This is a genomic window from Blastochloris tepida (genome assembly GCF_003966715.1).
Classification (GTDB): Bacteria; Pseudomonadota; Alphaproteobacteria; order Rhizobiales; family Xanthobacteraceae; genus Blastochloris; species Blastochloris tepida.
Map to the genome: position 1 here is coordinate 694,478 of NZ_AP018907.1, position 23,775 is coordinate 718,252.

Annotated in this window: 16 protein-coding genes and 1 riboswitch; of the genes, 8 read left to right on the forward strand and 8 right to left on the reverse strand. The window is 67.7% G+C overall.

Annotated features, from left to right (window positions below; translation table 11 throughout):
• Window positions 1-42 precede the first annotated feature (42 nt).
• The 7 genes from atzF to BLTE_RS03170 form a co-directional block, all read right to left on the reverse strand.
• Entirely contained in the window at window positions 43-1,821 is a 1,779-nt protein-coding gene (atzF, locus tag BLTE_RS03140; protein WP_126397542.1) for an allophanate hydrolase, read from the reverse strand.
• Window positions 1,821-5,429 (reverse strand): urea carboxylase, encoded by a 3,609-nt coding sequence (gene uca / locus BLTE_RS03145; RefSeq protein ID WP_126397544.1) that lies wholly within the window; start codon window positions 5,427-5,429, stop codon window positions 1,821-1,823. The genes atzF and uca overlap by 1 nt, the downstream gene beginning before the upstream one ends.
• Window positions 5,430-5,432: 3 nt before the next feature.
• A complete protein-coding gene (locus BLTE_RS03150) occupies window positions 5,433-6,080 on the reverse strand; it encodes an urea amidolyase associated protein UAAP2 (RefSeq protein WP_126397546.1) in 648 nt (215 codons plus the stop codon).
• Between the two features lie 14 nt (window positions 6,081-6,094).
• Window positions 6,095-6,811, reverse strand: a complete 717-nt coding sequence (locus BLTE_RS03155) for an urea amidolyase associated protein UAAP1 (protein WP_126397548.1) — start codon at window positions 6,809-6,811, stop codon at window positions 6,095-6,097.
• A complete protein-coding gene (locus BLTE_RS03160; protein ID WP_126397550.1) occupies window positions 6,792-7,667 on the reverse strand; it encodes an ABC transporter ATP-binding protein in 876 nt (291 codons plus the stop codon). Before BLTE_RS03160 ends, BLTE_RS03155 begins: the two co-directional genes overlap by 20 nt.
• Window positions 7,664-8,485 (reverse strand): ABC transporter permease, encoded by an 822-nt coding sequence (locus BLTE_RS03165; protein ID WP_126397552.1) that lies wholly within the window; start codon window positions 8,483-8,485, stop codon window positions 7,664-7,666. The genes BLTE_RS03160 and BLTE_RS03165 overlap by 4 nt, the downstream gene beginning before the upstream one ends.
• A gap of 82 nt (window positions 8,486-8,567) precedes the next feature.
• Complete coding sequence (locus BLTE_RS03170) at window positions 8,568-9,638, reverse strand: putative urea ABC transporter substrate-binding protein (protein WP_126397554.1); 1,071 nt, start codon at window positions 9,636-9,638, stop codon at window positions 8,568-8,570.
• A 118-nt stretch (window positions 9,639-9,756) separates the two neighbouring features.
• A riboswitch (guanidine-I (ykkC/yxkD leader) is annotated at window positions 9,757-9,860 on the reverse strand.
• 219 nt (window positions 9,861-10,079) lie between these two features.
• Here BLTE_RS03170 and pgeF point away from each other — a divergent pair.
• From pgeF to BLTE_RS03185, 3 genes are all read left to right on the forward strand, one after another.
• Complete coding sequence (gene pgeF / locus BLTE_RS03175) at window positions 10,080-10,874, forward strand: peptidoglycan editing factor PgeF (RefSeq protein ID WP_244600091.1); 795 nt, start codon at window positions 10,080-10,082, stop codon at window positions 10,872-10,874.
• A 237-nt stretch (window positions 10,875-11,111) separates the two neighbouring features.
• Entirely contained in the window at window positions 11,112-11,699 is a 588-nt protein-coding gene (locus BLTE_RS03180) for a hypothetical protein (protein ID WP_126397558.1), read from the forward strand.
• Window positions 11,700-12,056: 357 nt separating this feature from the next.
• Window positions 12,057-13,010, forward strand: coding sequence for a ribose-phosphate pyrophosphokinase (locus tag BLTE_RS03185; RefSeq protein WP_126397560.1), 954 nt, complete (start codon window positions 12,057-12,059; stop codon window positions 13,008-13,010).
• 70 nt (window positions 13,011-13,080) lie between these two features.
• Here BLTE_RS03185 and BLTE_RS03190 read toward each other — a convergent pair whose 3' ends face one another.
• Window positions 13,081-16,857, reverse strand: a complete 3,777-nt coding sequence (locus BLTE_RS03190) for a chemotaxis protein CheB (protein WP_126397562.1) — start codon at window positions 16,855-16,857, stop codon at window positions 13,081-13,083.
• 736 nt (window positions 16,858-17,593) lie between these two features.
• On the opposite strand from BLTE_RS03190, the gene BLTE_RS03195 reads away from it, so the two are divergent.
• From BLTE_RS03195 to BLTE_RS03215, 5 genes are all read left to right on the forward strand, one after another.
• Window positions 17,594-19,531 carry a methyl-accepting chemotaxis protein gene (locus BLTE_RS03195; protein ID WP_126397564.1) on the forward strand — a complete coding sequence of 646 codons (1,938 nt, stop codon included), beginning with the start codon at window positions 17,594-17,596 and terminating at the stop codon, window positions 19,529-19,531.
• A 34-nt stretch (window positions 19,532-19,565) separates the two neighbouring features.
• On the forward strand, window positions 19,566-21,116 hold the full coding sequence (locus BLTE_RS03200; protein WP_126397567.1) for a chemotaxis protein CheW: 1,551 nt from the start codon (window positions 19,566-19,568) through the stop codon (window positions 21,114-21,116).
• 118 nt (window positions 21,117-21,234) lie between these two features.
• The gene (cheB, locus tag BLTE_RS03205) at window positions 21,235-22,290 is read left to right on the forward strand and encodes a chemotaxis-specific protein-glutamate methyltransferase CheB (RefSeq protein ID WP_126397569.1); all 1,056 of its coding nucleotides are present in this window, start codon (window positions 21,235-21,237) and stop codon (window positions 22,288-22,290) included.
• Window positions 22,291-22,297: 7 nt separating this feature from the next.
• Window positions 22,298-22,903: a HEAT repeat domain-containing protein gene (locus tag BLTE_RS03210; protein ID WP_126397571.1), complete on the forward strand. Its 606-nt coding sequence runs from the start codon at window positions 22,298-22,300 to the stop codon at window positions 22,901-22,903.
• A gap of 9 nt (window positions 22,904-22,912) precedes the next feature.
• The gene (locus BLTE_RS03215; protein ID WP_197723259.1) at window positions 22,913-23,770 is read left to right on the forward strand and encodes a CheR family methyltransferase; all 858 of its coding nucleotides are present in this window, start codon (window positions 22,913-22,915) and stop codon (window positions 23,768-23,770) included.
• The last annotated feature ends 5 nt before the right edge of the window (window positions 23,771-23,775 follow it).

Sequence of the window (23,775 nt, forward strand, 5' to 3'; positions counted from 1 at the left end):
GACACCTCCCTTGCTTCGCGCTTCAACGAATGACGCAAGCCGTCATTGCGATGCCGCGCAGGATACGAGCCAGCCCCGCCAGCCGCCGAAGGCGGTGATGTCGAGCGCATCGGCCACCGCCCGGCCTTCGCACAGGAAGCCCTTGACCTCGCTGCCATCGGCGAGCGCCACCGTGCCGATGCAGAGCGGCGGCGGCACCAGCGCCACGAAGCTGCCGAACCCGGCATGGTCGAGCTCATAGACCTCGACCTCGATGCCGCCGACGCCGGTCTCGTCGCGCACCAGGCCGGGCTTGGCGGGCGTGGTGCCGTTGAGAGCATAGAGGCTGTAGCCGGGCGCGGTGCGCGTGGTGGCGATGCGGCGGGCGTTGCGCTCGACAAGCTGGCCGTGCAGCGGCTGGCCTTCGAGATGCGCGCCGACCACGGCGAGCCGGACACGACCCGTCGATGTCTCGATGCGGGCGGGCGGCGTCGTGGCGAGGGCCACGTCGGTTGCGCCGATGCGGGCGCCGGGCAAAGCGCGATGCAGCGCGTCGGCGAGCAGCGCCAGGGGCTCGTCCTGGAACGCCCGGCCGACCAGCGTGACGCCGAACGGCAGACCGTCCGGCCGGAAGCCGGCCGGGACGGCGATGGCGGACAGATCCATCAGATTGACGAAGTTGGTGTAGGTGCCGAGATTGCTGTTGAGCCGCACCGGGTCGGCCAGCACCTCGTCGATGCGATAGATCGTCGGTGCGGTGGGCAGCAGCAGGACGTCCATCTTCGCCCATTCCGCCTCGGCGGCGCGGACAAGCGCGGCGAGTTGGTACTGCGCCTTGAAGGCGTCGACGGCCGACCAGCTTTCGCCGCCGAGCACGATCGCGCGCACCACCTCGTGCACCGCGTCGGGCTGCTTGGCTGCGAAATCGCCGATCGCGGCACGGCGCTCGGCCACCCACGGCCCGGCATAGAGCAGCGAGGCCGCATCGCGGAACGGCGCGAAGTCGATCGTCGCCGCTTCGCCGCCCAGGGCTTCGAGCTGTGCGACGCTCTCGCGGAACAGCGCTTCAGCCGCCCCATCGCCGAAGAAGGCGAGGTCCGCCGGCACGCCGAAGCGCACGCGCGCGGGCAGGGCCGGCGTCGGCTGCGGTTGGCGCGAGAAGGCGTCCCCGGCATCGAAGCCCTGGGCGATGCCCAACACCTTGAGCGAATCCGCCACCGTGCCGGCGAACACCGAGACGCAATCGAGGCTGCGGCAGGCGGGCACAACCCCGCGTGTGCTGACGAGGCCGCGCGTCGGCTTCAGCCCCACCACATTGTTGAACGCCGCCGGCACGCGGCCGGAGCCGGCGGTATCGGTGCCGAGCGCGAACGACACCAGTCCGACGCCGACCGCGACGCCCGAGCCGGACGACGAGCCGCCGGAGACATGGTCGGCGCTGAACACCGAACTGCAGATGCCATAGGGGCTGCGGGTGCCGACCAGCCCGGTGGCGAACTGGTCCATATTGGTCTTGCCGATCAGGATCGCGCCGGCAGCCATAAGACGTTCGACCACGGTGGCGGAGCGCTCGGGCGTATAGGCGAAGGCGGGGCAGGCGGCCGTCGTCGGCAGGCCGGCGACGTCGATATTGTCCTTCACCGCGAACGGAATGCCCCACAGCGGGCCGCGCGGGGCCGCGGCAAGCTGCGCCAGCGCTGCGTCCCTTGAAACCAGCGTGATCCAAACCGGGCGGTCGCCCCGTGCGGCGATGCGGTCATAGACGGCGTCGAGCACGGCTTCGGGTTTCAGCGTGCCGGTGGCGTAGCCCTGCTGGAGCGAGGCGATATCGAGCGACAGCATCAGCGCGCCTCCGCCGGCACCACCACGGCCAGCGTCTGGCCGAGCGCCACCGCGCGCGCCTCGGCGCAGCGCAGCTCCGCGACCACGCCGGAGATCGGCGCGGCGACCGTGATTTCCATCTTCATGCTTTCCACCACCACCAGGATGTCGCCGGCCTCGACGCTCTGGCCGGGCTCGACGGCGATCTTCCACACGCTGCCGGGCACCGGCGATTCAGCCGCCACGCCGCCGGGCGGCAGCGGGTTGTCGTCATCGCTGTCGAGGATCTCGGGCAGCTCGGCGCCGTAGCCGATCTGGCCCGAGGCCTCCCAGCGGGCGCGCTCCTCGTCGAAGGCCTGCTGCTGACGCCGCTTGAAGGCGTCGATGTCGTCGCGGTTCGCAGCGAGGAAGCGGCGATAGTCGGCGAGGCGGAAGGTGCCGTGCTCGATCCTGAGCTTCGCCTTGCCGCGCGGAAAATCCTCGCGGAAGGCCAGGAGTTCCTCGGCGCTGACCTCGACGAAGCGGATCTGATCGAAGAAGCGCAACAGCCACGGCTTGCCGGGCTCGAAGGCGTCGGTCGCCTTGAAGCTGTTCCACATCTGGCAGGTGCGGCCGACGAACTGATAGCCGCCCGGACCTTCCATGCCATAGACGCAGAGATAGGCACCGCCGATGCCCACCGCGTTTTCCGGCGTCCAGGTGCGCGCCGGATTGTACTTGGTGGTGACGAGGCGATGGCGCGGATCGACCGGGGTCGCCACCGGTGCGCCGAGATAGACGTCGCCGAGGCCGAGCACGAGATAGCTCGCCTCGAACACGATGCGCTTGACCTCGTCGATACTGTCGAGGCCGTTGATGCGGCGGATGAACTCGATATTGCTCGGGCACCAGGGCGCGTCCGCCCGCACCGACTGCATGTATTTGCGGATGGCGAGCTGCGTCGCCTCGTCGTCCCAGGACAACGGCAGATGGACGATGCGGGTGGGCACCTCCATGTCGCCGGTGTCGGGCAGCGACAGCTCGGCACGGCGCAGGATGTCGAGCAGCGCCGGCAGCTTCAGCGTGCGGCTGTCGTAATGGATCTGCAGCGAGCGGATGCCGGGCGTCATCTCGATGATGCCGGCGCGCGCCAGCGCCTTTAAAGCCGTCATCAGCGCATGCACGCGGAAGCGCAGTTCGAGATCGAGCACCGGCGGGCCGTATTCGACCAGCAGGTACTTGTCGCCGGCTCGGCGATAGACGACATGCGGGCGCTCGCCGGCCGGCGGCATCTCGCCGACGATGGCCGAGTCCGGCCCGCAATCGGCCGCGAGCCAGAGCGGATCGAACGGCACCGGCGCGAAGCCGGCAATCTCGGCCTCCTGCTGCGCCTCCATCGCCGCGGCCTCGGCCGGCCGAAGGCGGCGGAAACGCACGCGGTCGCCGGGGCGAAGCTGGCCGATCTTCCACAGTTCGGCCTGGACGATGGTGGCCGGGCAGACGAAGCCGCCGAGGCTCGGCCCGTCGGGGCCGAGGATCACCGGCATGTCGCCGGTGAAGTCGATGGTGCCGATGGCATAGGCGTTGTCGTGGATGTTGCTGGGGTGCAGGCCGGCTTCGCCGCCATCGGTGCGCGCCCAGGCCGGACGCGGGCCGATGAGCCGCACGCCGGTGCGGTTGGAATTGTAGTGCACCTCCCACGATGCGGCGAAGAAGGCCTCGATGTCGTCCTCGGTGAAGAAGTCGGGCGCGCCGTGCGGCCCGTAGAGCACGCCGATCTCCCAGTCGCGGGTGAGCGGCGGCACGAGCGGCCCCGGCACGGGGCGCGGCTCGGTCTCGGCCGCGTCGTCGAGATGCAGCACGTCGCCGGCCTTCAGCGCGCGGCCGGCCGGGCCGCCGAATTTTCCGAGCGTGAAGGTCGATCTGGCGCCGAGATAGGCGGGCACATCGAGCCCGCCGCGCACCGCGAGATAGGCGCGGCAGCCGGCGCCGGTGACGGCGCCCAGCCGCAGCACCTGACCGGCTCGGACCTCAACCGGCTGGAAGAAGGGCAGGGGAGCATCGTCGAGTTGCGCCTCCATCGCCGCGCCGGCAAGGCAGATCACGGCGGCCGCGTTGAACTTCAGCGTCGGGCCGGACATGGTGATTTCGAGCGCGGCGGCGCCGGCGGCATTGCCCACCGCGCGGTTGGCGAGGCGGAAGGACAGATTGTCCATCGGCCCGGAGGGCGGCACGCCGACATCCCAATAGCCGACGCGGCCGGGATAGTCCTGCACCGTGGTCTGGGTGCCGGCGGTGATCACCTCGATGGTGCGCGGGTGATAGGCGAAGGTCGCGAGCGTGCGCGTGGTCATGCGGCCGCTTGCGAAGTCCTCACCCGCGACGACGGCGCGCAGATAATCGAGATTGGTCTCGATACCGCTCACCTCGGTGGCGGCGAGCGCGGTGCCGAGCTTCGCCAGCGCATCGGCGCGGTCGGCTCCGGTGACGATGATCTTGGCGATCATCGGGTCGTAATAGGGCGACACCTCGACGCCGGCCTCGACCCAGGTCTCGATGCGCGCGCCTTCCGGCCAACGCACATGCGTGAGCAGGCCGGAGGAGGGCCGGAAGTCGCGCGCCGGATCCTCTGCATAAAGCCGCACCTGGATCGAGGCGCCGCGCGGCGCTGGCAGGTCGTGCAATGGCAGCGGCTCGCCTGCGGCCTGGCGGATCATCCATTCGACAAGATCGATGCCGGTCACCTGTTCGGTGACGCCGTGCTCGACCTGCAGGCGGGTGTTGACCTCAAGAAAGTGGAAGGCACCGCTGTCGGTGTCGTAGAGAAACTCCACCGTCCCGGCATTGGCATAATTGACCGTGCGGCCGAGCCGCGTTGCGGTGTCGAACAGCGCGTGGCGCAGCGTGTCCGACAGGCCGGGTGCCGGCGTCTCCTCGATCACCTTCTGGTTTCGCCGCTGCGCCGAGCAGTCGCGCTCGCCGAGCGCCACCACCTCGCCCCGGCCGTCGCCGAAGATCTGCACCTCGATGTGGCGGCCGCGCTCGACGTACTTTTCGAGAAACAGCCCGGCGTTCTTGAAGTTGTTGCGGGCCAGCCGCTGGACGCGCTCGAACAGCGGCGCAAGTTCGTCCGCGCCGCGGCAGAGCGTGAGGCCGATGCCGCCGCCGCCGGCCGTGCTCTTCAGCATCACCGGATAGCCGATGCGCGCGGCCTCGGCCCGGGCATGGTCGAGATCGGCGAGCAGGTCCGAGCCCGGCGCCAGCGGAACGCCGGCCGCGCGCGCCAACTCGCGCGCGGTGTGCTTGAGGCCGAAGGCGCGCATGTGCTCGGGCCTCGGGCCGATGAATACGAGGCCGTGCGCGGCGCAGGCGTCGGCGAAGTCCGGGTTCTCCGACAGGAAGCCATAGCCGGGATGGATCGCCTCCGCCCCGGTCTTGAGGGCCGCGTCGAGAATAGCCTCGGTGCGCAGATAGCTCTGCGCGGCCGGGGCGGGGCCGATGAGGATCGCCTCGTCGGCCTCGGCGACATGCAGCGCGTGGCGGTCGGCCTCCGAATAGACGGCGACCGAGGCGATGCCCATGCGGCGCAGCGTGCGGATGACGCGGCAGGCGATGGCGCCGCGATTGGCAATCAGAACCTTGGCAAACATGCGTCAGGCTCCCTCGCCCCAGATCAGCAGTTCGATCGGCGTCGGATTGTAGGCGTTGCAGGGATTGTTGAGCTGCGGGCAGTTGGAGATCAGCACCAGCAGGTCCATCGCCGCCACCATCTCGACGTACTTGCCCGGCCCCGACACGCCGTCGGCGAAGGTGAGGCCGCCATCTTCGGTGATCGGCACATTCATGAAGAAGTTGATGTTGTGGCCGATGTCGCGCTTGGTCAGGCCGAAGCGGTCGTGCTCGGCCAGCGCCAGCAGGTAGGAATCGCGGCAGGCGTGCATGGTCTTCTTTTCGAGCGCGTAGCGCACGGTGTTGGATTCCGTGGCGCAGGCCCCGCCCAGCGTGTCGTGGCGGCCGACGGTATCGGCGGTGATGGTCGCCATCACGTTGCCGTCGGTCGACAGCAGCTTGGAGCCGACGCCGAGATAGACATTGGCCTGGGCGCGGATGGTGTCGCTCGCCGAATAGCGCTCGAACGGATCTGCGGCGTTGTAGAACAGCGTGTCGGCGGCCTGGTTGCCGTCGACGTCGACGATGCGGAACGTCTGGCCGGCCTTGACCTCGTGCAGCCAGTAGTCGCCGGCGGGAACGACGGCGCGATAGATCGCGGCCGCGGCGGCCAGCGTGCTTTCCTTCAGCATGGTGCGGGCCCTCGTCAGCCGATCAGGTGATAGAGACGGTTGTTCTCAAGGCCGCGCCGGTTCTCCGGGCAGGCATTGAGGCAGGCGTCGTCTTCGGTCATCGGCGGGGCGCTGCGGAACTGATAGCGCACGGCGGCGCGCGGATAGTCGGCTGCGGGGTTCAGCGGGTGCGGGCAGGTGTGAAGCAGCACCAGCGTGTCCATCTCGAAGCGGAGATCGACATGATCGCCGGCCTTCGAATTTCCAACGTCGAACGTCATGGCGCCGTCGTCGGCCACCACCACCTTCGAGAACCAGTTGACGTTGGCGGCGAGGTCGCGGCGGCCGAGGCCGTACTTGCCGCCCTCGACCAGGAAGCTGTCATGGCCGTTGAGCTGCCAGTCATTGCGGCAGGCCTGATAGGTCCTGGTGCCCCAGCGCTCGGCCACCACGGCGCGGGTGGTGTTGCCGCACACCGTGTCGTGCCAGCCGACGCTGTCGTCGACGATCGAGCAGAACACCCGCCCCATGTCGGAATAGAGGCAGTTGCCGCGGGTGAGCTTGAAGGTGTGCTGGCACTTCAGCGTATCGGGCGCGTTGTAGCGTTCCAACAGGTTGGCGGGATTGTAGAACAGCATCCCGACATTGGCGCCGCCATCGACATCGACGAGACGCAGCAACAGTCCGCGCCGGACGACGAAGGACCAGTGCGTGCCGCCCGGCAGCACGTCCTCATATAGAAGTTCGCTCATGCGAATCTCTCCGCTTGCGCCGGGTCGTCCCGGCAAAATCGAAGAGCCTGGCCCAGGGTCGTCCCCGGGTGGCGCCCTCTTCATTCTCCGACGCTGCGAGGGCGGGCAGTTTCGAGACGATTTCGGCGCGTTCGGCCTTGTCGTCGAGCGGAATGTTGAACTTCACCGTGGCGCCGTAGGCCTCGGGTGCCTGCGGGTCGTGACGCACCTTGTCGAAGGCGAGCACGCGCGTCGCCAGCGAGAAGCCTTCCTTCAGGTCGTGAGTGACCATGAACACGGTCATGCGCTCGGCGCGCCACAGCTCGCGCACCAGCACGTACATCTGCGCCTTGGTGCCGGGATCGAGCGCGCCGAACGGCTCGTCCATCAGCAGGATGCGCGGCTTGCGCACCAGCGCCTGGGCGATGGAGAGCCGCTGCTGCATGCCGCCGGACAGCTCGCCGGGATATTTTGTGCGCGACGGGCCGAGGCCGACGCGCTCAATGGTCTCGGCGACCTCCTCCAGCGCGCGGCGCCGTTTTGCGCCGTAGAGGCGGCCGGTCAGCGGCGCGCGGGCGAATTCGAGGCCGAGGACGACGTTCTCCTCGACGGTGAGATGCGGGAACACCGAATAGCGCTGGAAGACGACACCGCGATCGGGTCGCGGCTCACGCGGCAGCGGCCTGCCATCGACGGTGATGGTGCCGCGCGTCGGCTGCTCCATCGCCAGCAGCAGGCGCAGGAACGTGGTCTTGCCGCAGCCCGAGGGGCCGACCAGCGCGCAGAACTCGCCCGACGGAATGTCGAGATTGATGCGCTCCAGCACCATCTGCGCGCCATACTGCTTCCAGAGATCGCGGACGCGGACCGTGCTCATGCCATCCCCCGTGTCAGCCAGGGCGAGGTGCGGCGGTTGATGGCGCGCAGGCCCCAATCCATCAGGAAGGCGAGCAGCGTGATCCAGGCGACGTAGGGCAGGATCACGTCCATGGCGAGATAGCGCCGCACCAGGAAGATGCGATAGCCGAGCCCGTCCTGCGCGGCGATGGCCTCGGCCGATATCAGGAACAGCCAGGCCGGGCCGAGCGACAGCCGCAGCGCGTCGATGAGTTTGGGCAGCATGGTCGGCAGCACGAGGCGGGTGATGATCTGCCACGTCGAGGCGCCGAGCGTCTGCGCCTTGATGACGAGCTCGGGCGGGATCGCCTCGACACGCATCGCGAGGTCGCGGATCAGGAAGGGCGCGATGCCGATGACGATCAGCACCACCTTCGACAGCTCGTCGAGGCCGAAGGAAATGAACAGGATCGGCAGCAGCGCCATCGGCGGGATCAGCGACACGACGGCGACGAAGGGCGACAGGCCGGCGCGGAGATAGGGCACGAGGCCGCTGGCGATGCCGATGACGAGACCGAGCGCGGCCGAGACCGCGAGCCCCCAGGCGAGGCGAGCGAGGCTCGCGGCGGTGTCGACCCACAGCAGCACCTGACCGGTGCGCTGGTCGGGGGTGAAGGCGAGGCGGACAACGGTTTCGGCGATGGTGGAGAGCGCCGGCAGCAGCTTGTCGTTGGGGTTGTCGGCCAGACGCATGGCCGAGAAGGTGAGGTAGAGCGCCAGCACCGCGAGGAAGGGAAGCGCGCCCCAGAACAGCGCGCCGCCCCGGCCCGGCCGTCGATTGATGATGCGAAGGCCCATGCCTCAGTTTCTCCCGGTACCTGTCGTTGGAGCGTCCGGCCAGCTCATCGAACCAGCCGGAAGCTTCGCATTTGACGAACGTTCAGAGCTTGCCCTCGGCGGCGAGCTTCATCGCCTCGGCGTCGAAGCGCAGCTTCACGTTCTTCGCGTCGCCCAGGATCTCGCCGCTCGGGAAGGCGATGCCGACCGCGTCCTTGGTCTTGGCGCCTTCGCCGAGCAGGCCGTGCTCGAACGAGAAGGTGCGCACCAGATCCATGGTCTTCGGAAGCTGCGGCGAGGTGGCGAACTCCACCGCCTCGGCGGGCTTGTAGAACATGCGGGTGGTGACGAGCTGCGCCTTGTAGCCGGCGAGGTCGGTGCCCGAGGCTTTCGCCATATGGGTCAGCATCGCCTCGTCGCCTGCCGCCATCTTCTCCATCATCTCGTACCAGACGCCGGTCAGCGCCTTGGCGAGCGCCGGATTGTCCTTCAGCGTGCCGGTGTTGACGACCAGGAGATCGATGATCTCGCCGGGGACCTTGGAGGAATCGAATACCTTGGTGGCGCCCTTGACGGCGGCGACCTCGGCGAGCTGCGGGTTCCAGGTCACCACCGCCTTCGAGTCGGACGAGGAGGTGAACACCGAGACGATGTCGGCATCCGAGGTGTTGACGATCGAGACGTCCTTCTCGGTCAGGCCGACGCTGTCGAGCGCGCGCGCCAACAGATAGTGCGACACCGAGAGCTGGACGAGATTGATCTTCTCGCCCTTGATGTCGGCGACGGTCTTTCCGGTCTTCAGCACGACGCCGTCATTGCCGTTGGAGAAGTCGCCGACGATGAGGGCGGTGGAGTCGACGCCGCCGGCCGCGGGGATGGTCAGCGCGTCCATGTTGGTCATGACGCAGCCGTCGAAGCCGCCGGCGGTGTACTGGTTGATGGATTCGACATAGTCGTTGATCTGCACGATCTCGACATTGATGCCGTATTTGTCGGCCCACTTCTTCATCAGGCCGGAGTCGGCGGCGTAGCCCCAGGGCATCCAGCCGGCATAGATCGACCAGGCGATCTTGAAGTCCTTCTTCTCCTCGGCGCCGGCCGGCGAGCAGGCGATGGCGGCCGCGGTGGCAAGCCCGAGGCAGACGGCGGAAATTCGCTTGAGTGAGATGGTCATGGAACCTCTCGCGATTGGATCACACGCGGTGGCCGCGAGGAGATCCGAATCGGGAGGCCCATCGAGCGGGTGCACGGGTCGAGACCTCGCCTTGAGAATCCGAAGCTTCTCGCGGTGGATCTCCCGGGCTTTTATCCCGCCGTGGCTCCACCCCAACGGGATGGGAGCGCATCTCTCGGACCAGACGCCGCAGGCGCGGCCGGAACCCTAGATGCATTATGGCCAGTACCTCAGCACGTTTCATGCCAGAAGAACAGCCCGATAATTCGGGGCTCCGGATGAAACTGTGCCCGCGCGTTCGGCAATCCCGGGGAATGTTGGTCAGCCTTTGTGCAAGCGGGCGCACGCGCTTGCTGACGAGCGGGTTTCCGGTCTATCGCAACAGTGTCCGCAACGCCGATGCCCGCGCCTGCGAAATCCCCCCGCAACAGGACATCCCCCGTGCCGAACTCCCGCCCCAAAAACCCGTTTCCGGTCGTCACCTCGCCGCGACTTGCCGCCTTGGGTCACGTCCGTCATGCCTTCTTCACCCGCCAGGGCGGCGTGTCGGGAGGGCTGTACGCCAGCCTGAACGGCGGGCAGGGCTCGAATGACGAGCCCGCTCATGTGCGCGAGAACCGCGCCCGCATGGTGGCGGCGCTCGGCGTGCCGGGGCCGCTGGTCAGCGTCTATCAGGTGCATTCGCCCGACGTCGCGGTGGTGGACGAGCCGTGGGAGCGCGAGGCGGCGCCCAGGGCCGACGCCATGGTGACCGACCGGCCGGGGATCGTGCTCGGCATCACCACTGCCGATTGCGGGCCGGTGCTGTTCGCCGATCCCGACGTGCAGGTGATCGGCGCCGCCCATGCCGGTTGGCGCGGTGCGGTCGACGGGGTGATCGCGGCGACCGTGGGGGCGATGGAGCGGCTCGGCGCCCGGCGCGGCCGCATCGTCGCCGCCATCGGCCCGCTGATCCGCCAGCCCTCCTACGAGGTGGGGCCGGACTTCATCGCCCGGGTGCGCGAGGCCCACCCGGCGAGCGAACGCTATTTCGCCGCCGGCACCGGCGATCGCGCTTTCTTCGATCTGCCGGGCTTCATCCGCGACCGGCTGGCGGAGGCGGGGGTGGGGGAGATCGAGGATCTCGGCCTTGATACCTATGCGGACGAGGCGCGCTTCTTCAGCTATCGCCGCACCACCCACCGCGGCGAGCCGGATTACGGCCGGCTGATCAGCGCCATCGCTCTCAGTTCCTGAGTGCCGGTGTGGTGTCTCCTTTGCGACCCGCCGGGATGATGCCCGGCAGGCCGGGGGCTTTCCGGATGACGGTCCCGGGCCTCGCTGACGCTCGCCCGGGACGACGCGCAGGGAAAGGATGTCGTCCCGGCCAAGCGGCGAAGCTGACGGCCCGCGCCTACGGGTCCGCCCTCTCGACTCGGACTTAACCTTTCATTAAACATCGCCCCTCGGTGCGACGGCAGCATGAGGGTGGGCATGCGCGAGAGCAGAGGCCGCTTTGCGTTTTTGCGGGTCTGGAAGGGCCGGCTGGCCGTCCTGACACTGGCGCTCAGCGCCGCGGGCTGCGTCTCCAATGCCGATCAGGCCGCTTCGCCGGCCGCGCAGTCGGGTCTGGTGCCGGTCGCCTTCGAGTCGATCAGCGGCGCGCCGCAACCTGTGTTCGATCGTCTGGTCGCCGATATCGCCCGAGAATCCGAGGCGCGGCGGGTTCTGATCGTCTCCCGAAACGACAATGCCGACTATCGCGTGCGCGCCTATCTGGCGGCGCACAATGAAGGCGCCGAAAGCAAGGTGGCGTGGGTGCTCGATGTGTTCGACGCCAACCGGCGCCGCACGGTGCGGTTGTCCGGCGAGGAGGTTGCCGCCGGCAGCGACGCATGGTCGAGCTCCAGCGATGCCGTGGCCAAGATCGCCGCCCAGAGCGTCGCCGAGCTGTCGCAATGGCTGCGCACCGCGCCGCCGGCCGGCGCGGCCCCGCGCGCGGCCGAGGGGGCGGACGTTGCAGCCGCCCCACCGGCGAGCGAGCCGGCCGTCTCGGCGGTGGCTGGCTACACAGCGGATTGACCACGTCTTTGCCGATCAGCGTTCCTGCTATTTACGCCTTGTCATCGCGTTGTTATCAGGACGCCGGCCGAAGAGCGCCCGCTCGGCGTGCTGCGAACGGCAGCGCGCAAGGCCGAGTTTTTCGCAATGGGTTCGCCGCATATCCCGTCGCGGGTCAGGCGGTCGGCGAGAAGGGAGTAGCCGGGATCACGGCGTGATCTTCCGGAGAACCGGTGTGATACGAAATCCGGCCGCAAGGCCGGAGCTTCGCACCCCGGTCGCCGCAAATCCTGCTCTCCAGCCGGGGTTTGCGGCGGGATCGTCTCCCGGGATCGTCAAGAGATCGTCCGGCAACCGTGTGATGGGGACTTCGACGTCATGTCTACGCGCAACGGCGTAATCAAACTCGTTGCCGGGAATTCGAACCGGGCGCTGGCCGAGGCGATCGGCGCCTATCTCGAAACGCCCTTGGCGAAGGCGGTGGTGCGGCGCTTCGCCGATATGGAGGTGTTCGTCGAGATCCAGGAGAACGTGCGCGGGCAGGACGTGTTCGTCGTGCAGTCGACTTCGTTCCCGGCCAACGACCACCTGATGGAGCTGCTGATCATCATCGATGCGCTGCGCCGTGCCTCGGCGCGCCGCATCACCGCGGTGCTTCCCTATTTCGGGTACGCCCGGCAGGACCGCAAGCCGGGGCCGCGCACGCCGATCTCGGCCAAGCTGGTGGCCAACCTCATCACCCGCGCCGGTGCCGACCGCGTGCTGACGCTCGATCTCCACGCCGGCCAGATCCAGGGCTTCTTCGACATCCCCACCGACAATCTCTACGCCTCGCCGGTGATGGTGCGCGACATCAAGGAGCGCTACCAGCTCGACAAGGTGACGGTGGTGTCGCCCGACGTCGGCGGCGTGGTGCGCGCCCGCGGCATCGCCAAGCGCATCGATGCGCCGCTGGCCATCGTCGACAAGCGCCGCGAGCGCCCCGGCGAGAGCGAGGTGATGAACATCATCGGCGACGTCGAGGGCCGCATCTGCGTGCTGGTCGACGACATCGTCGATTCCGGCGGCACCTTGGTGAATGCCGCCGAGGCGCTGCTGCAGCAGGGCGCGACCGAGGTCTACGCCTACATCACGCACGGCGTGCTGTCGGGCGGGGCGGTGTCGCGCATCACCGCCTCCAAGATCAAGGAGCTGGTGATCACCGACTCCATCCAGCCGACCGAGGCTGTGCGGGTCTCCCGCAACATCCGGGTGATCTCGATCGCCACGCTGCTCGGCGAAGCCATCTGCCGTACGGCATCGGAAGAGAGCGTGTCGAGCCTGTTCGATTGAGGCGGCGCCATCGCGGGCGAGGGGCACGTTGCCCCACCGCCCCAAGGCGCCCCACCGCCCCAAGGCCCGGTCACGATGCGCCGAACGGGCCCGGTGACTCGTGGCCCTGTCCAAACCGGGCGATGGCGGACTCGTCGTGCGCATGGTGGCGTGGGTCATTGCCGCCATTTGGCGCCGGGCGCAGCAGTACGCGGTCAGGCCCAAAGATCAGCGTTACGGCGGTGCCCCGGCCCGGCGTGCTGTCGATCGACAGCGTGCCGCCGTGCGCCTGCATCAGCGCGATGCTCACCGGCAGGCCGAGCCCGGTTCCTTCCTCGCCGCCGGGCGACATCAGGCCGGAGGTGATCGGGCCGGAGCCGATCCGCGCCACCGTCTCCTGCGTCATGCCGATGCCCGAATCCTGCACCTCGATCGCCGCGCCACCGCCCTCTGGCACCAGCACCTTCACCCGAACCGTGCTGCCGCGCGGCGAGAACTTGATGGCGTTCGACAGCACGTTCAGCAGAACCTGGCGGATGCGGCGCTCGTCGATGGTCATGAACAGCTGCGCGGCGCGGATGTCGGGCACCACCATGACGCCGGCCTTGGCGGCCACCGGCGAGACCACATTGACGGTGTTCGACACCAGCTCGACGAGATCCACCGTCGCCTCGCGAAGCTGAAGCATGCCGGCCTCGATCTTGGCGATATCGAAGATGTCGTTGATGAGATTGGCGAGATGGATGCCGGAGGTGTGGATGTCGGTGATGTAGGACAGGTAGCGCTCGTGCTGCAGATGGCCGAACACTTCGCTCAGGATGGCGTCGGAGAAGCCGACGATGGCGTTCAGCGGCGTGCGCAGCTCGTGGCTCATCTTGGCGAGGAAGTCGGTCTTCGCCCGGCTCGCCTCCTCGGCCAGCTTCTTGGCGGCTTCGAGGGTGACGCTCATCTCGCGGATGCGGGTGTTGTCGCGCAGCGTGATGGCGCGGTAGCAGCCGCTCTCGATCGCGAACTCGCTGAGCAGCACGTCGAAATGGCGGAACTGGTCGTTGCGTGGGATCGAGATCTCCAGCCTGCGCTCGGCGTTGGGGCCTGAGGTCGACAGCAGGTGTTCGAGCAATGCTTCCGCCCGGTCGCTGTCGAAGAACAGGCGGTCGGCCGGGAAGCCGATGACGTTGTCGGCCGCGACATCGAGAAAGGCGCAGGCGGCGGGATTGCACACCACCACGCGGCCAGTGCGGTCGGTGATGATGATGCCCTCGCTCGAGGTCTTGATCAGGTGCTCGGCGCGCCGGCCGTGCTCGGCGGCAGCCTGCTGGGCGCGCCGCAGCTCGGTCATGTCCGACACGGTGATGATCGCGCCGCGCAGGCGCTTGCGCACCTTGTTGGCGGAGATCTGCATCAGGAACGTGCCCTGGTCGATCTGGATCTCGCCGACATGGTTGCGCCCGGTGGTCAGCACCGCGTCGATCCAGGTCAGGATCTGCGGCATGTCGGCGATGATTCCGCTCTTCAGCAGGTTCTGCTTGTCGGGCATCGGCGACAGGCGCAGGATCCGCGCCGCCTTGCTGTTGTAGCGCAGCACCTGCAGCTTGGGATCGATCAGAACGATCGCCTCGACCGAGTTGGCGAGAATGCCCTCGAGCTCGCCATTGATCTCCGCCAGCGCGTTGGTCTTGGCCGACAGCTCGTCATTGACGGTCGACAGCTCCTCATTGGTCGCCTGCAGTTCCTCGTTGGTGGTCTCCAGCTCCTCATTGGAAGCCTGCAGCTCCTCATTGGAGGCGTGCAGCTCCTCATTGGCCGCCTGCAGCTCCTCGTTCGAGGTTTCGAGCTCCTCGACGACCGACTGCAGGTTCTCCTTGGTCGCCTTGAGCTCCTGCTCCAGGGTGGCGACCTGCTGAATGTCGACCTCGTTCACCAGCCCAGCGGCCTTCTTGCCGCGCGGCCGCGCCTGCTCGGCTTCCTCGAAGCTCAGCATGAACAGCGGGTCGTCGGCCTCGCTGTTGTCGACCGGGTGCATGGCGAGCCGGACCAGCCGGCCGGCCGGATGGCTCTCGCGATACTGGCCGCGGATGGGCAGGCGGTCGCGCGTGCAGCGGTGCAGCAGGACGCGCAGATCCGACCGGAAGGCCGGATCGACCAGCGTCATCAGGTTGAAGTCGACCGGGCCGGTTCCGGCGCCGACGCGGATGAAGCGGCTGACATTGCCGTAGAAGTGCAGCGGGTCGCCATCGCGCGACAGCAGGATGCTGGGCGGGCCGTAGGAGTCCGCCAGCAGGTTGATGCCGGCCTGAACCAGGGTCTGGCTGGAGAGGCCGGGGGCCTTGCCGGGCTTCTTCGCGCCCTGGTCGGGCGGCGTGTACGGCTCCTTCAGCCGCGCGATGTGGTGGGGCCGGTTGGAGACGTCGCGACGGTGGTAGATCTTGTGGCGGAGGTCGACGGCGCTGAACAGCGAGCGGCTCGAGCCGAGCGATTCCGAGCGACCGAGGAACAGATAGCCGCCCGGCGCCATCGCGTAATGGAACAGCTTGAGAATGCGCTCCTGCAGCGCCGGCTTGAAATAGATCAGCAGGTTGCGGCAACTGATCAGGTCGATGTTCTTGAACGGCGGGTCGTTCACCACGTCGTGGCGTGAGAACACCACCATGTCGCGCACGAACTTGCTGATGCGGTGGACGTTGCCGGCCTTGACGAAATGATTGCGCAGCAGCGCGCGGTCGAGATGGGCGACGCTGGCGCTGGTAAATTCGCCGCGCCGCGCCTGCATGGTGGCGAGCGTGTCGATGTCGGTGCCGAAGATCTGGACGCGCGGCGCGTCGTGGCGGACGAGCGTCTTCTTGGCCAGCAGCAGCGCGATCGAATAGGCCTCCTCGCCGGTGGCGCAGGCCGGCACCCAGATGCGCAGCGTCTCGCCGGTCTGCTTCTTGGCGGCGAGCTTTTCGAGCACCGGCTCAAGGGCTGCGAACGCCTCGGTGTCGCGCATGAACGACGTGACCGAAATCATGAAGGATTTCGCCAGGACGTCGATTTCCTCGCGGTGGGTGTCGATGTGGCTGACGTAGTCCTTGAGGTTCTTGATCTTGAGCGTCGCCATGCGCCGGCCGATCCGCCGGCGCAGTGTCGTCTCCTTGTAGTTGCTGAAGTCCATGCCGGTGTGGCGGCGCACGACCTGGATGAGGGCGTGGAACGGGCTGACGCCGCTGGCCCTTTCCGTCATCTCCAGATGGAGATCCTGACCCTTGGCGGTGAGGCCGAGCTTGGCGGCGATCTCCTTGGGCGGCAGGACGATGTCGGCGCCGCCGGTCATGATGGCGGCGCGCGGCATGCTCTCGTATTTCGCGGTGACCGGATCCTGGGCAAACGTGATGCCGCCGTGCGCCTTGATGGCGCGAATGCCGTTGGCGCCGTCGGAGCCGGTGCCCGACAGCACCACGCCGATGGCGCGGCCGGCGAGCTCGGCCGCAAGGCTGGCGAAGAACTGGTCGATCGAGGGCTTCGGCCCCTTCTCATCGAGCGGCGCGCGCAGGATCAGCTTGCCGGAGCGGTAGAGCACGTCGCAATTGGGCGGCGTCACATAGATGACGTTGGGCTTCAGCGCGGTGCGGTTGGTGATGCTGCGCACCGGAATCCGGGTCTCGCGCGCCAGCAGGTCGACCATCATGCTGCGGTGCTGCGGCGACAGGTGCTGGATGATCACGAAGCACAGGTTCGAGGATTCCGGCAAAGCCGCGATCAGTGGCCGGAGCGCTTCAAGCCCGCCGGCCGAGGCGCCGATGCCGACGACCCGCAGATCGTCCTGCTCGGGCGGGACGACCTTCGGCGGGGCATCGTCGGTGGAGACCTCCTGGCCCGGCTGATCTGTCAAGGCTCTCCCCAGAAACCCTAAGATGCCTGATGCAACTTATATGCGGCGCAATACCGTTGCACGAAGGATAGATCATCGGCGACCGAAACTCTGGGGCGATTCGCAAATTGCGACACGAAAAATGGCTCCATACGTAACCTGCCGCATTCCGCTTCGGGATGTTTGGCAGCGTCCGATGAGCGGCAGAGAGTGACCGCCTTTGCGCGTGAACGCTTCCCGTTGAGCAGCGACATTCGGCGTGCGGCAGTCGGCGTGCGGGCGTTGTGCTGGCGGGCGGCGCGGTGGGATCGCGTCCCGACGGCGATGACCGTTGCCGGCGACTCGCCTCGCGTCTCCGCAAGGGCGCGCATGGGCCGTGACGCGGCGCATGCCGCAGCCGGCGACGCGCGTTTTGGTTTCGTTTATTTGAAACTATCATCCCTTGCTTGCATCGCGGTGGTTGTGACGCATGCACGCCATGAACAAGAGCGTGCGCGCCGCCGCGCCCTGCAAGTAATCGAGCGCTCCGGGTCGGTTTTTCGTCCCGGCTTAGTGGAGCGTTAACTACGGCGGCGTGACAGTCCGGCCGTTATTTTATTACCCCCGCCCACCTTCGCGACCCGTCGCCGCAATGACGCAGGGTCGCGCTGGCCGGCGTACCCCCACGCCTTCAACAGGCGCGTGATCGGACGTGCCCGGGTCCTCGTGGCCCGGCTCTCCGGCCGTGCGCTCACGCACTCCAGCTTGGAGCTTGGACATGGCTCTCGTGAAGAAGAACGCGCTCGCGGCGTCGGGTGCTCCCAAGGGGCTTGCGCGCGGCAGCGAAGAGGTCGCGCTGAGCAAGCTCGGCCGCCTGGCCGATGAAAACCGCCAGAAGGCGCGCACTCACGCCAAGCAGCAGAAGGCGGCCGAGCGCGTCGCCACCGCCACCGCCCAGCTTGCCAGCGGCATCACGGAGGCGTCCTCCGCAGCCGAGGAGCTGCGCAAGGCGATGGAGCAGATCGCGACCGGGGCCGAACAGGCGGCCAGCGCCTCGGAGCAGTCGCAGCGCGCGGTGACTGCGATCGCCGGCAAGAACCGCGATGCCCTGGCGGCGGCAGAGACCTCGCGTAACAAGGTTGCCGGTTTGCAGACGCTGGTCGGCAACGTTTCCAACCAGATCGTCACCTCGGTGGCCTCGATCAACACCGCGGCCGAACGGCAGGCCAGTTCCGTCAAGTTCATCGTCGAGCTGGAGCGGCAGGCGGCGTCGATCGGCGACATCGTCCGCGCCGTCGCCCGCATCGCCGACCAGACCAACCTGTTGGCGCTCAATGCCGCCATCGAGGCGGCGCGCGCCGGTCAGCACGGCAAGGGCTTCGCGGTGGTGGCCGACGAGGTGCGCACGCTGGCCGAGACGAGCGAGAAGAGCGCGCGCGAGATCCAGGAACTCATCGGCAAGATCCAGGGCGACGTGAAGGTGATCGCCGAAGGCATCAACCGCTCGGCCGAGGCGGCGCGCGCCGAGGTCGAAAAGGGCAATCTGGTCACCGAGCAGCTCAAGACGGTTGCCGCCGACATGGGCGAGGTGCTGGCCGGCGCCGACATCATCGCCCGCGCCGCGGTCGAATCCGAGCAGGCGTCGATCGAGGCGCAGAAGGGCTCCGAGGCCATCGCATCCGCTGCCGAGGAGCAGTCGGCGGCGTGCGAGGAAGCGCTGAAGACGCTGGAGCAGCAGACCACGGCGCTGACCCAGAGCGAGCAGGCGGCGAACGAACTCAGCGCGCTCGCCGACGAACTGAAGAACTCCACCGACATCGGCCGTTCCGCCGAGGATGTCGCCGCCGCGGCCGAGGAGCTGTCGTCGGCGGTCGAGGAGATCAACCGCGCCGCGGCCCAGATCATGACCGCGCTGGAGCAGATCAACCGCGGCTCGCAGCAGCAGTCGTCGGCCGCCCAGCAGTCGGCCGCCGCGGTGACCCAGATCGAGAAGGGCGCGCAGGCGTCGATGGAGCGCGCCAAGATCGGATTGGAAAAGGGCGAGGCGATCAGCTCTCTGCTGCGGGAGAACCGCCGCAGCGTCGATGAGCTGATCGAGGGCGTCAGCGCGTCTCTTGAGCAGACCAACAAGAACCGCGAGCAGATGAATGGGCTCGAGCAGGTGAGCCGCAAGATCGACAAGATCGTCGATGCCATCACCACCGTCGCCATCCAGACCAACATGCTCGCGGTCAACGGCTCGATCGAAGCGGCGCGTGCCGGCGAATTCGGCAAGGGCTTCATGGTGGTGTCCACCGACATCCGGAATCTCGCTCGCGATTCGTCGGAGAATGCCGAGCGCATCAAGGATCTGGTCAAGGCGATCCAGGACCAGATCGTGGTGGTGCGCCGCGACCTCGACGAGATCTCGGCGGCGGCGATGTCCGAGGTGGAGAAGAACAAGGCGATCTCCGCCAACATGGCGACGGTGGCCGCCGACATGGTGGTGGTGCTCACCGGAAGCCGCGACGTCATGGTCAGCTCCGAGGAGATCCTGAAGAACCTCACCGAGGCGAAGGCGGGCGTCGATATGATTGCCGCTGCCGCCCAGCAGGCGGCCACCGCGTCCGGCGAGGCCCAGCAGGCCGCCAAGGAGCAGGCCAAGGGTGCGGAGGAACTCGCCGCCGCGATCGAGGAGATCGCCTCGCTCGCCGACGAGCTGCAGAACCGCGACTGAGCGCATGCCTCGCAACCCTTGAAGGAGTGCGGTCATGTCCGCCGTATCGAATGTCGTCGAACCGGACGTGGAGGACGAATCCTCCGGGACCGTCCGCCAGTTCGTGACCTTCCACGTCGACCGCGAGACCTATGCGGTGCCGCTGGCCGAGGTGCAGGAGATCATCAGGCTTCCCGAGATGGTGGAGGTGCCGCTGGCGCCGCGCAGCCTCGCGGGGCTTGCAAATCTGCGCGGCAACGTGCTGCCGGTCTCAAGCCTGCGGCGGGTGTTCAACCTGCCCGACGCCGAGCACGATGACGCCACCCGCGTCGTGGTGATCAATCAGGGCACGCCGGTCGGCTTCGTCGTCGACCGGATGGCGAGCGTGGTCACCAGCGAGCTGCAGGAGATCGAGAGCACCGACACCATGCATGGCACGGTCGCGACCGATCTCGTCTCCGGCATGATCAAGCGCGAGAACGCCATGATCATGATCCTGGAGCCGGGCCGGCTGATGCGCCAGGGCAGCGCACGCGCGGCACGCAAGGACGCCGCGGCCGATCTCCATGGCGAGCGGCTGACGGCGGAACGCAACCGCGCGGGCGACGCGAGCACGGATGAAATCCAGCTCGTCTCGTTCGGACTCGCCGGGCAGGAATATGCTTTGCCCATCGAGCACGTGCAGGAGATCGTCCAGGTTCCGGACGTGATCAGCGCGGTGCCCAATTGCGACGAGAGCGTGCTCGGGGTGATGACCCTGAGAAACCGCCTGCTGCCGCTGGTGAGCCTGCGACGGCTGTTCGGCCTGCCGATGAGCGAGCTCTCCGAGCAGTGTCGCATCGTCGTCGTGTCGTTGTCCAAGCACGACGACGCGCTGGCGGTCGGCATCGTCACCGACACGGTGAAGGAGGTGCTGCGGGTCCAGCGCAGCATCGTCGATCCGCTGCCCGAGCTCCTGGCAAGTGGCGGCTCGCTGCGCGAGGTGGAGATGGTCTGCCGGATCGACGACGGCCGGCGGCTGGTGGCCATCCTGTCGGCGGAGCGGCTGTTCACCAATGCCACCATCCAGGATGCGTTCAGAAGTACCGAAGTCCGCGACCAGGGGGAGGCGATGGCCAGGACGGGTGACGATCTCCAGACGACCGCCGAGGAGGAAGACCAGTTCGTGGTGTTCCGCCTTGCCGATGAGGAGTACGGCGTGCCGATCGATGCCGTGCAGGAGATCGTGCGCGTGCCCGATCAGCTCACCCACGTGCCGAAGTCGGCGGCCTTCATCGAGGGCATGGTGAACCTGCGCGGCACGGTGCTGCCGGTGATCGACCAGCGCAAACGCTTCGGCCTGCCGGCGATCGAGCGCAGCGACCGCCAGCGCATCATGGTGTTCACCATCGGCGGCGTTCGCACCGGCTTCATCGTCGATCAGGTGTCCGAGGTGCTGCGCATTCCGCGCTCGGCGATCGCGCCGGCGCCGGACATCGCCAGCGACGACTCCGGCGCCATCACCCATGTCGCCAACCTGCCGGCAGCCAAGCGCATGATCCTTATGCTCGATGTCGCCAGGCTCCTGGCGACCGACGAGATGGACGCCGTGCAGGACGCCGCCTGATCCGGCGGCCGGCGGATGCGTCATTCCCGGCGCCGGTCTGGCGGCGGGCGTGGGGCATCGGCCGGCACCGGCGCGCGGCGCAGGGCACGGCATTGCAGCAGACCCATCGGAGGCAATCTTGGTCAAGCTTCTGATCGTCGACGACTCGGCCCTGATGCGAAAATTCGTCAGGGCCGTGTTCGAGGAACGCGGTGGATTCGAGGTGCGCACCGCCCGCAACGGCAAGGATGCGCTGGAGCAGATCCCGGCGTTCGACCCCGACGTGATCACGCTCGATGTCAACATGCCGGAAATGGACGGGCTGACCTGCCTGTCCGAAATCATGGCCACCAACCCGAAGCCGGTGGTGATGCTGTCGTCGATCACCACCGAAGGGGCCGTGGCGACGCTTGAGGCGCTTCAGCTCGGCGCGGTCGACTGGATCGCCAAGCCCGGTGGAACGGTGTCGCTCAATATCGACGAGATTGCCGACGAGATCCGCGCCAAGGTGCGGGCGGCGGCACGGGCGCGCCCGCGCCGCGCAGTGGGGCTGGCGAGCCGGGTGCGGCGGGCCGCTGCCGAAACCCGCCGGCGGCCGGTGCTGCGCACCAAGCTTGGCGCGGTCGGCGGCGTGGTGGTCGTCGGGGTCTCCACCGGCGGTCCGCGCACGCTGGAGGACATTCTGCCGGCGCTGCCGGCCGATCTGCCGTGGCCGGTGGTGATCGCGCAGCATATGCCGATGGCCTTCACCGGCCCGTTCGCGGCCCGCCTCAACCGGCTGTGCCAGCTTGAGGTGGTCGAGGTCTCCGAGCCGACGCCGCTGACGAGCGGGCGAATCTATATCGGCCGCGGCGACATGGATGTGGTGGTCGAGAGCCGCCTGGGGCGCAAACTCGTCAATGCGGTCGCGAGCGATCCGAATTGGCTGTGGCATCCCAGTGTCGATCGCCTCGTGCGCTCGGCGATGAAGGCGTTCGAGGCCCCGAGCGTCATTGGCGTCGAGCTGACGGGCATGGGCAATGATGGGGCGGAGGCGATGCGCGATCTCAAGGCGCATGGCGGCCGCACCATCGCCGAGTCGGAAACCTCGGCGATCGTGTTCGGCATGCCGGGCGAGCTGGTGCGGCTTGGTGGGGCAACCACCGTGCTGCCGGCGGGTCGCATTCCGGCGCAGATCGTTTCCTGGCTGGCGTGAGGGTCGGATGGCACTGATCAGGCAAACTCTGGCAGACACTGAGGCAGCCGCAGCGGAGCCCGATCTGCTGATGGGCGACCTCGACGCCGCCGATCCGGCGGTACGACGCAAGGCTGTGCGCCTGCTCGGCGGGCGGCGCGAGTCGGGTGGCGCGCTTGCGGCGCGGCTTCGGAAGGAGCGGGAGCCGAGCGTCGTCGAGGCGCTGCTCACCGCGCTCGGCCGCACCGGCGGACGCGAGGCGGTGGCGGCGCTGCTCGATCTCCTGCGCGACGAGGATGCCTCGCGCCGCAACGGTGCCGTCGAGACGCTGCAGGAAATGAACCCGGACGACGTGTTGGATGCGGTCGCCGGGCTTCTCGACGATGCCGACAGCGATGTGCGCATCTTCGCGCTCGGCGTGCTGCACCGGCTGCGCCACGCCGCGACGGCGGAACTGGCGCGGCAGGTCATCGCCGGCGATCCGCACGTCAATGTCTGTGCGGCTGCCGTCGAGGTGCTGGCCGAGATCGGCACGCCGGACATGGTGGCGGATCTCGCGGCACTTGCCGCTCGTTTCAAATCGGAGCCGTTCATGGCCTTCGCCGTGACCGCAGCGATCCGGCGGATCGCATAGGGACAGCGGATGATTCAGCCGGCAATGCGCAGGGCGGAGCCCGTCATTTCGGAGGAGGATTTCGCGCGGTTCCGCGAGTTCTTCTACCGCAAGACGGGGATCATGTTTGCCGACAACAAGCGCTACTTCGTGGACAAGCGGCTGCGTGAGCGCATGGCGGCGTGCAATCTGCCGGCCTTCCGGGACTATTTCAATCTCGCACGCTTCCAGGCCAATGGCGCCGAGCTGCAGCACCTCGTCAATGCGATGACGGTCAACGAGACCTATTTCTATCGCGAGGAGTACCAGTTCCGCTGCCTGGTCGAGTCGATCCTGCCGGAGGTGACGCGAGGGCGCCGGCACGGCGAGACGGTGCGGATCTGGACGATTCCGTGCTCGACCGGGGAGGAGGCCTATTCGATCGCCTTCTATCTGCTCGACCATTGGCCGCGGGTCGATGATTTCTCGATCGAGATCATCGCCTCCGACATCGACACGCAGGTGCTCGAACAGGCCAAGCGCGGGGTCTATGGCGAGCGGGCGCTGCAGTATCTGCCGAAGGCGACCATCGCGCGCTACATGAATCGGGTGGGCGAGGGCGTATTTCAGGTCGTTCCGGAAATCCGCAACTCGATCATGTTCGTCCAGGCCAACCTTTCGGATGCGCTGTCGACATCGCGCTTTCGCGGCTTCGACGTCGTGTTCTGCCGCAACCTCCTGATCTATTTCGACGACATCTCGCGGCGCGAGGCTGCCGAGACGATCTTCGAGGCGCTGGACCCCGGCGGGTTCGTCTGCCTCGGCCATTCGGAATCGATGAGCCGGGTATCGTCGCTGTTCAGCGTGCGGAAGTTTCCCGCCGCCATCGTCTACCAGAAGCCGGAATGAGTCTG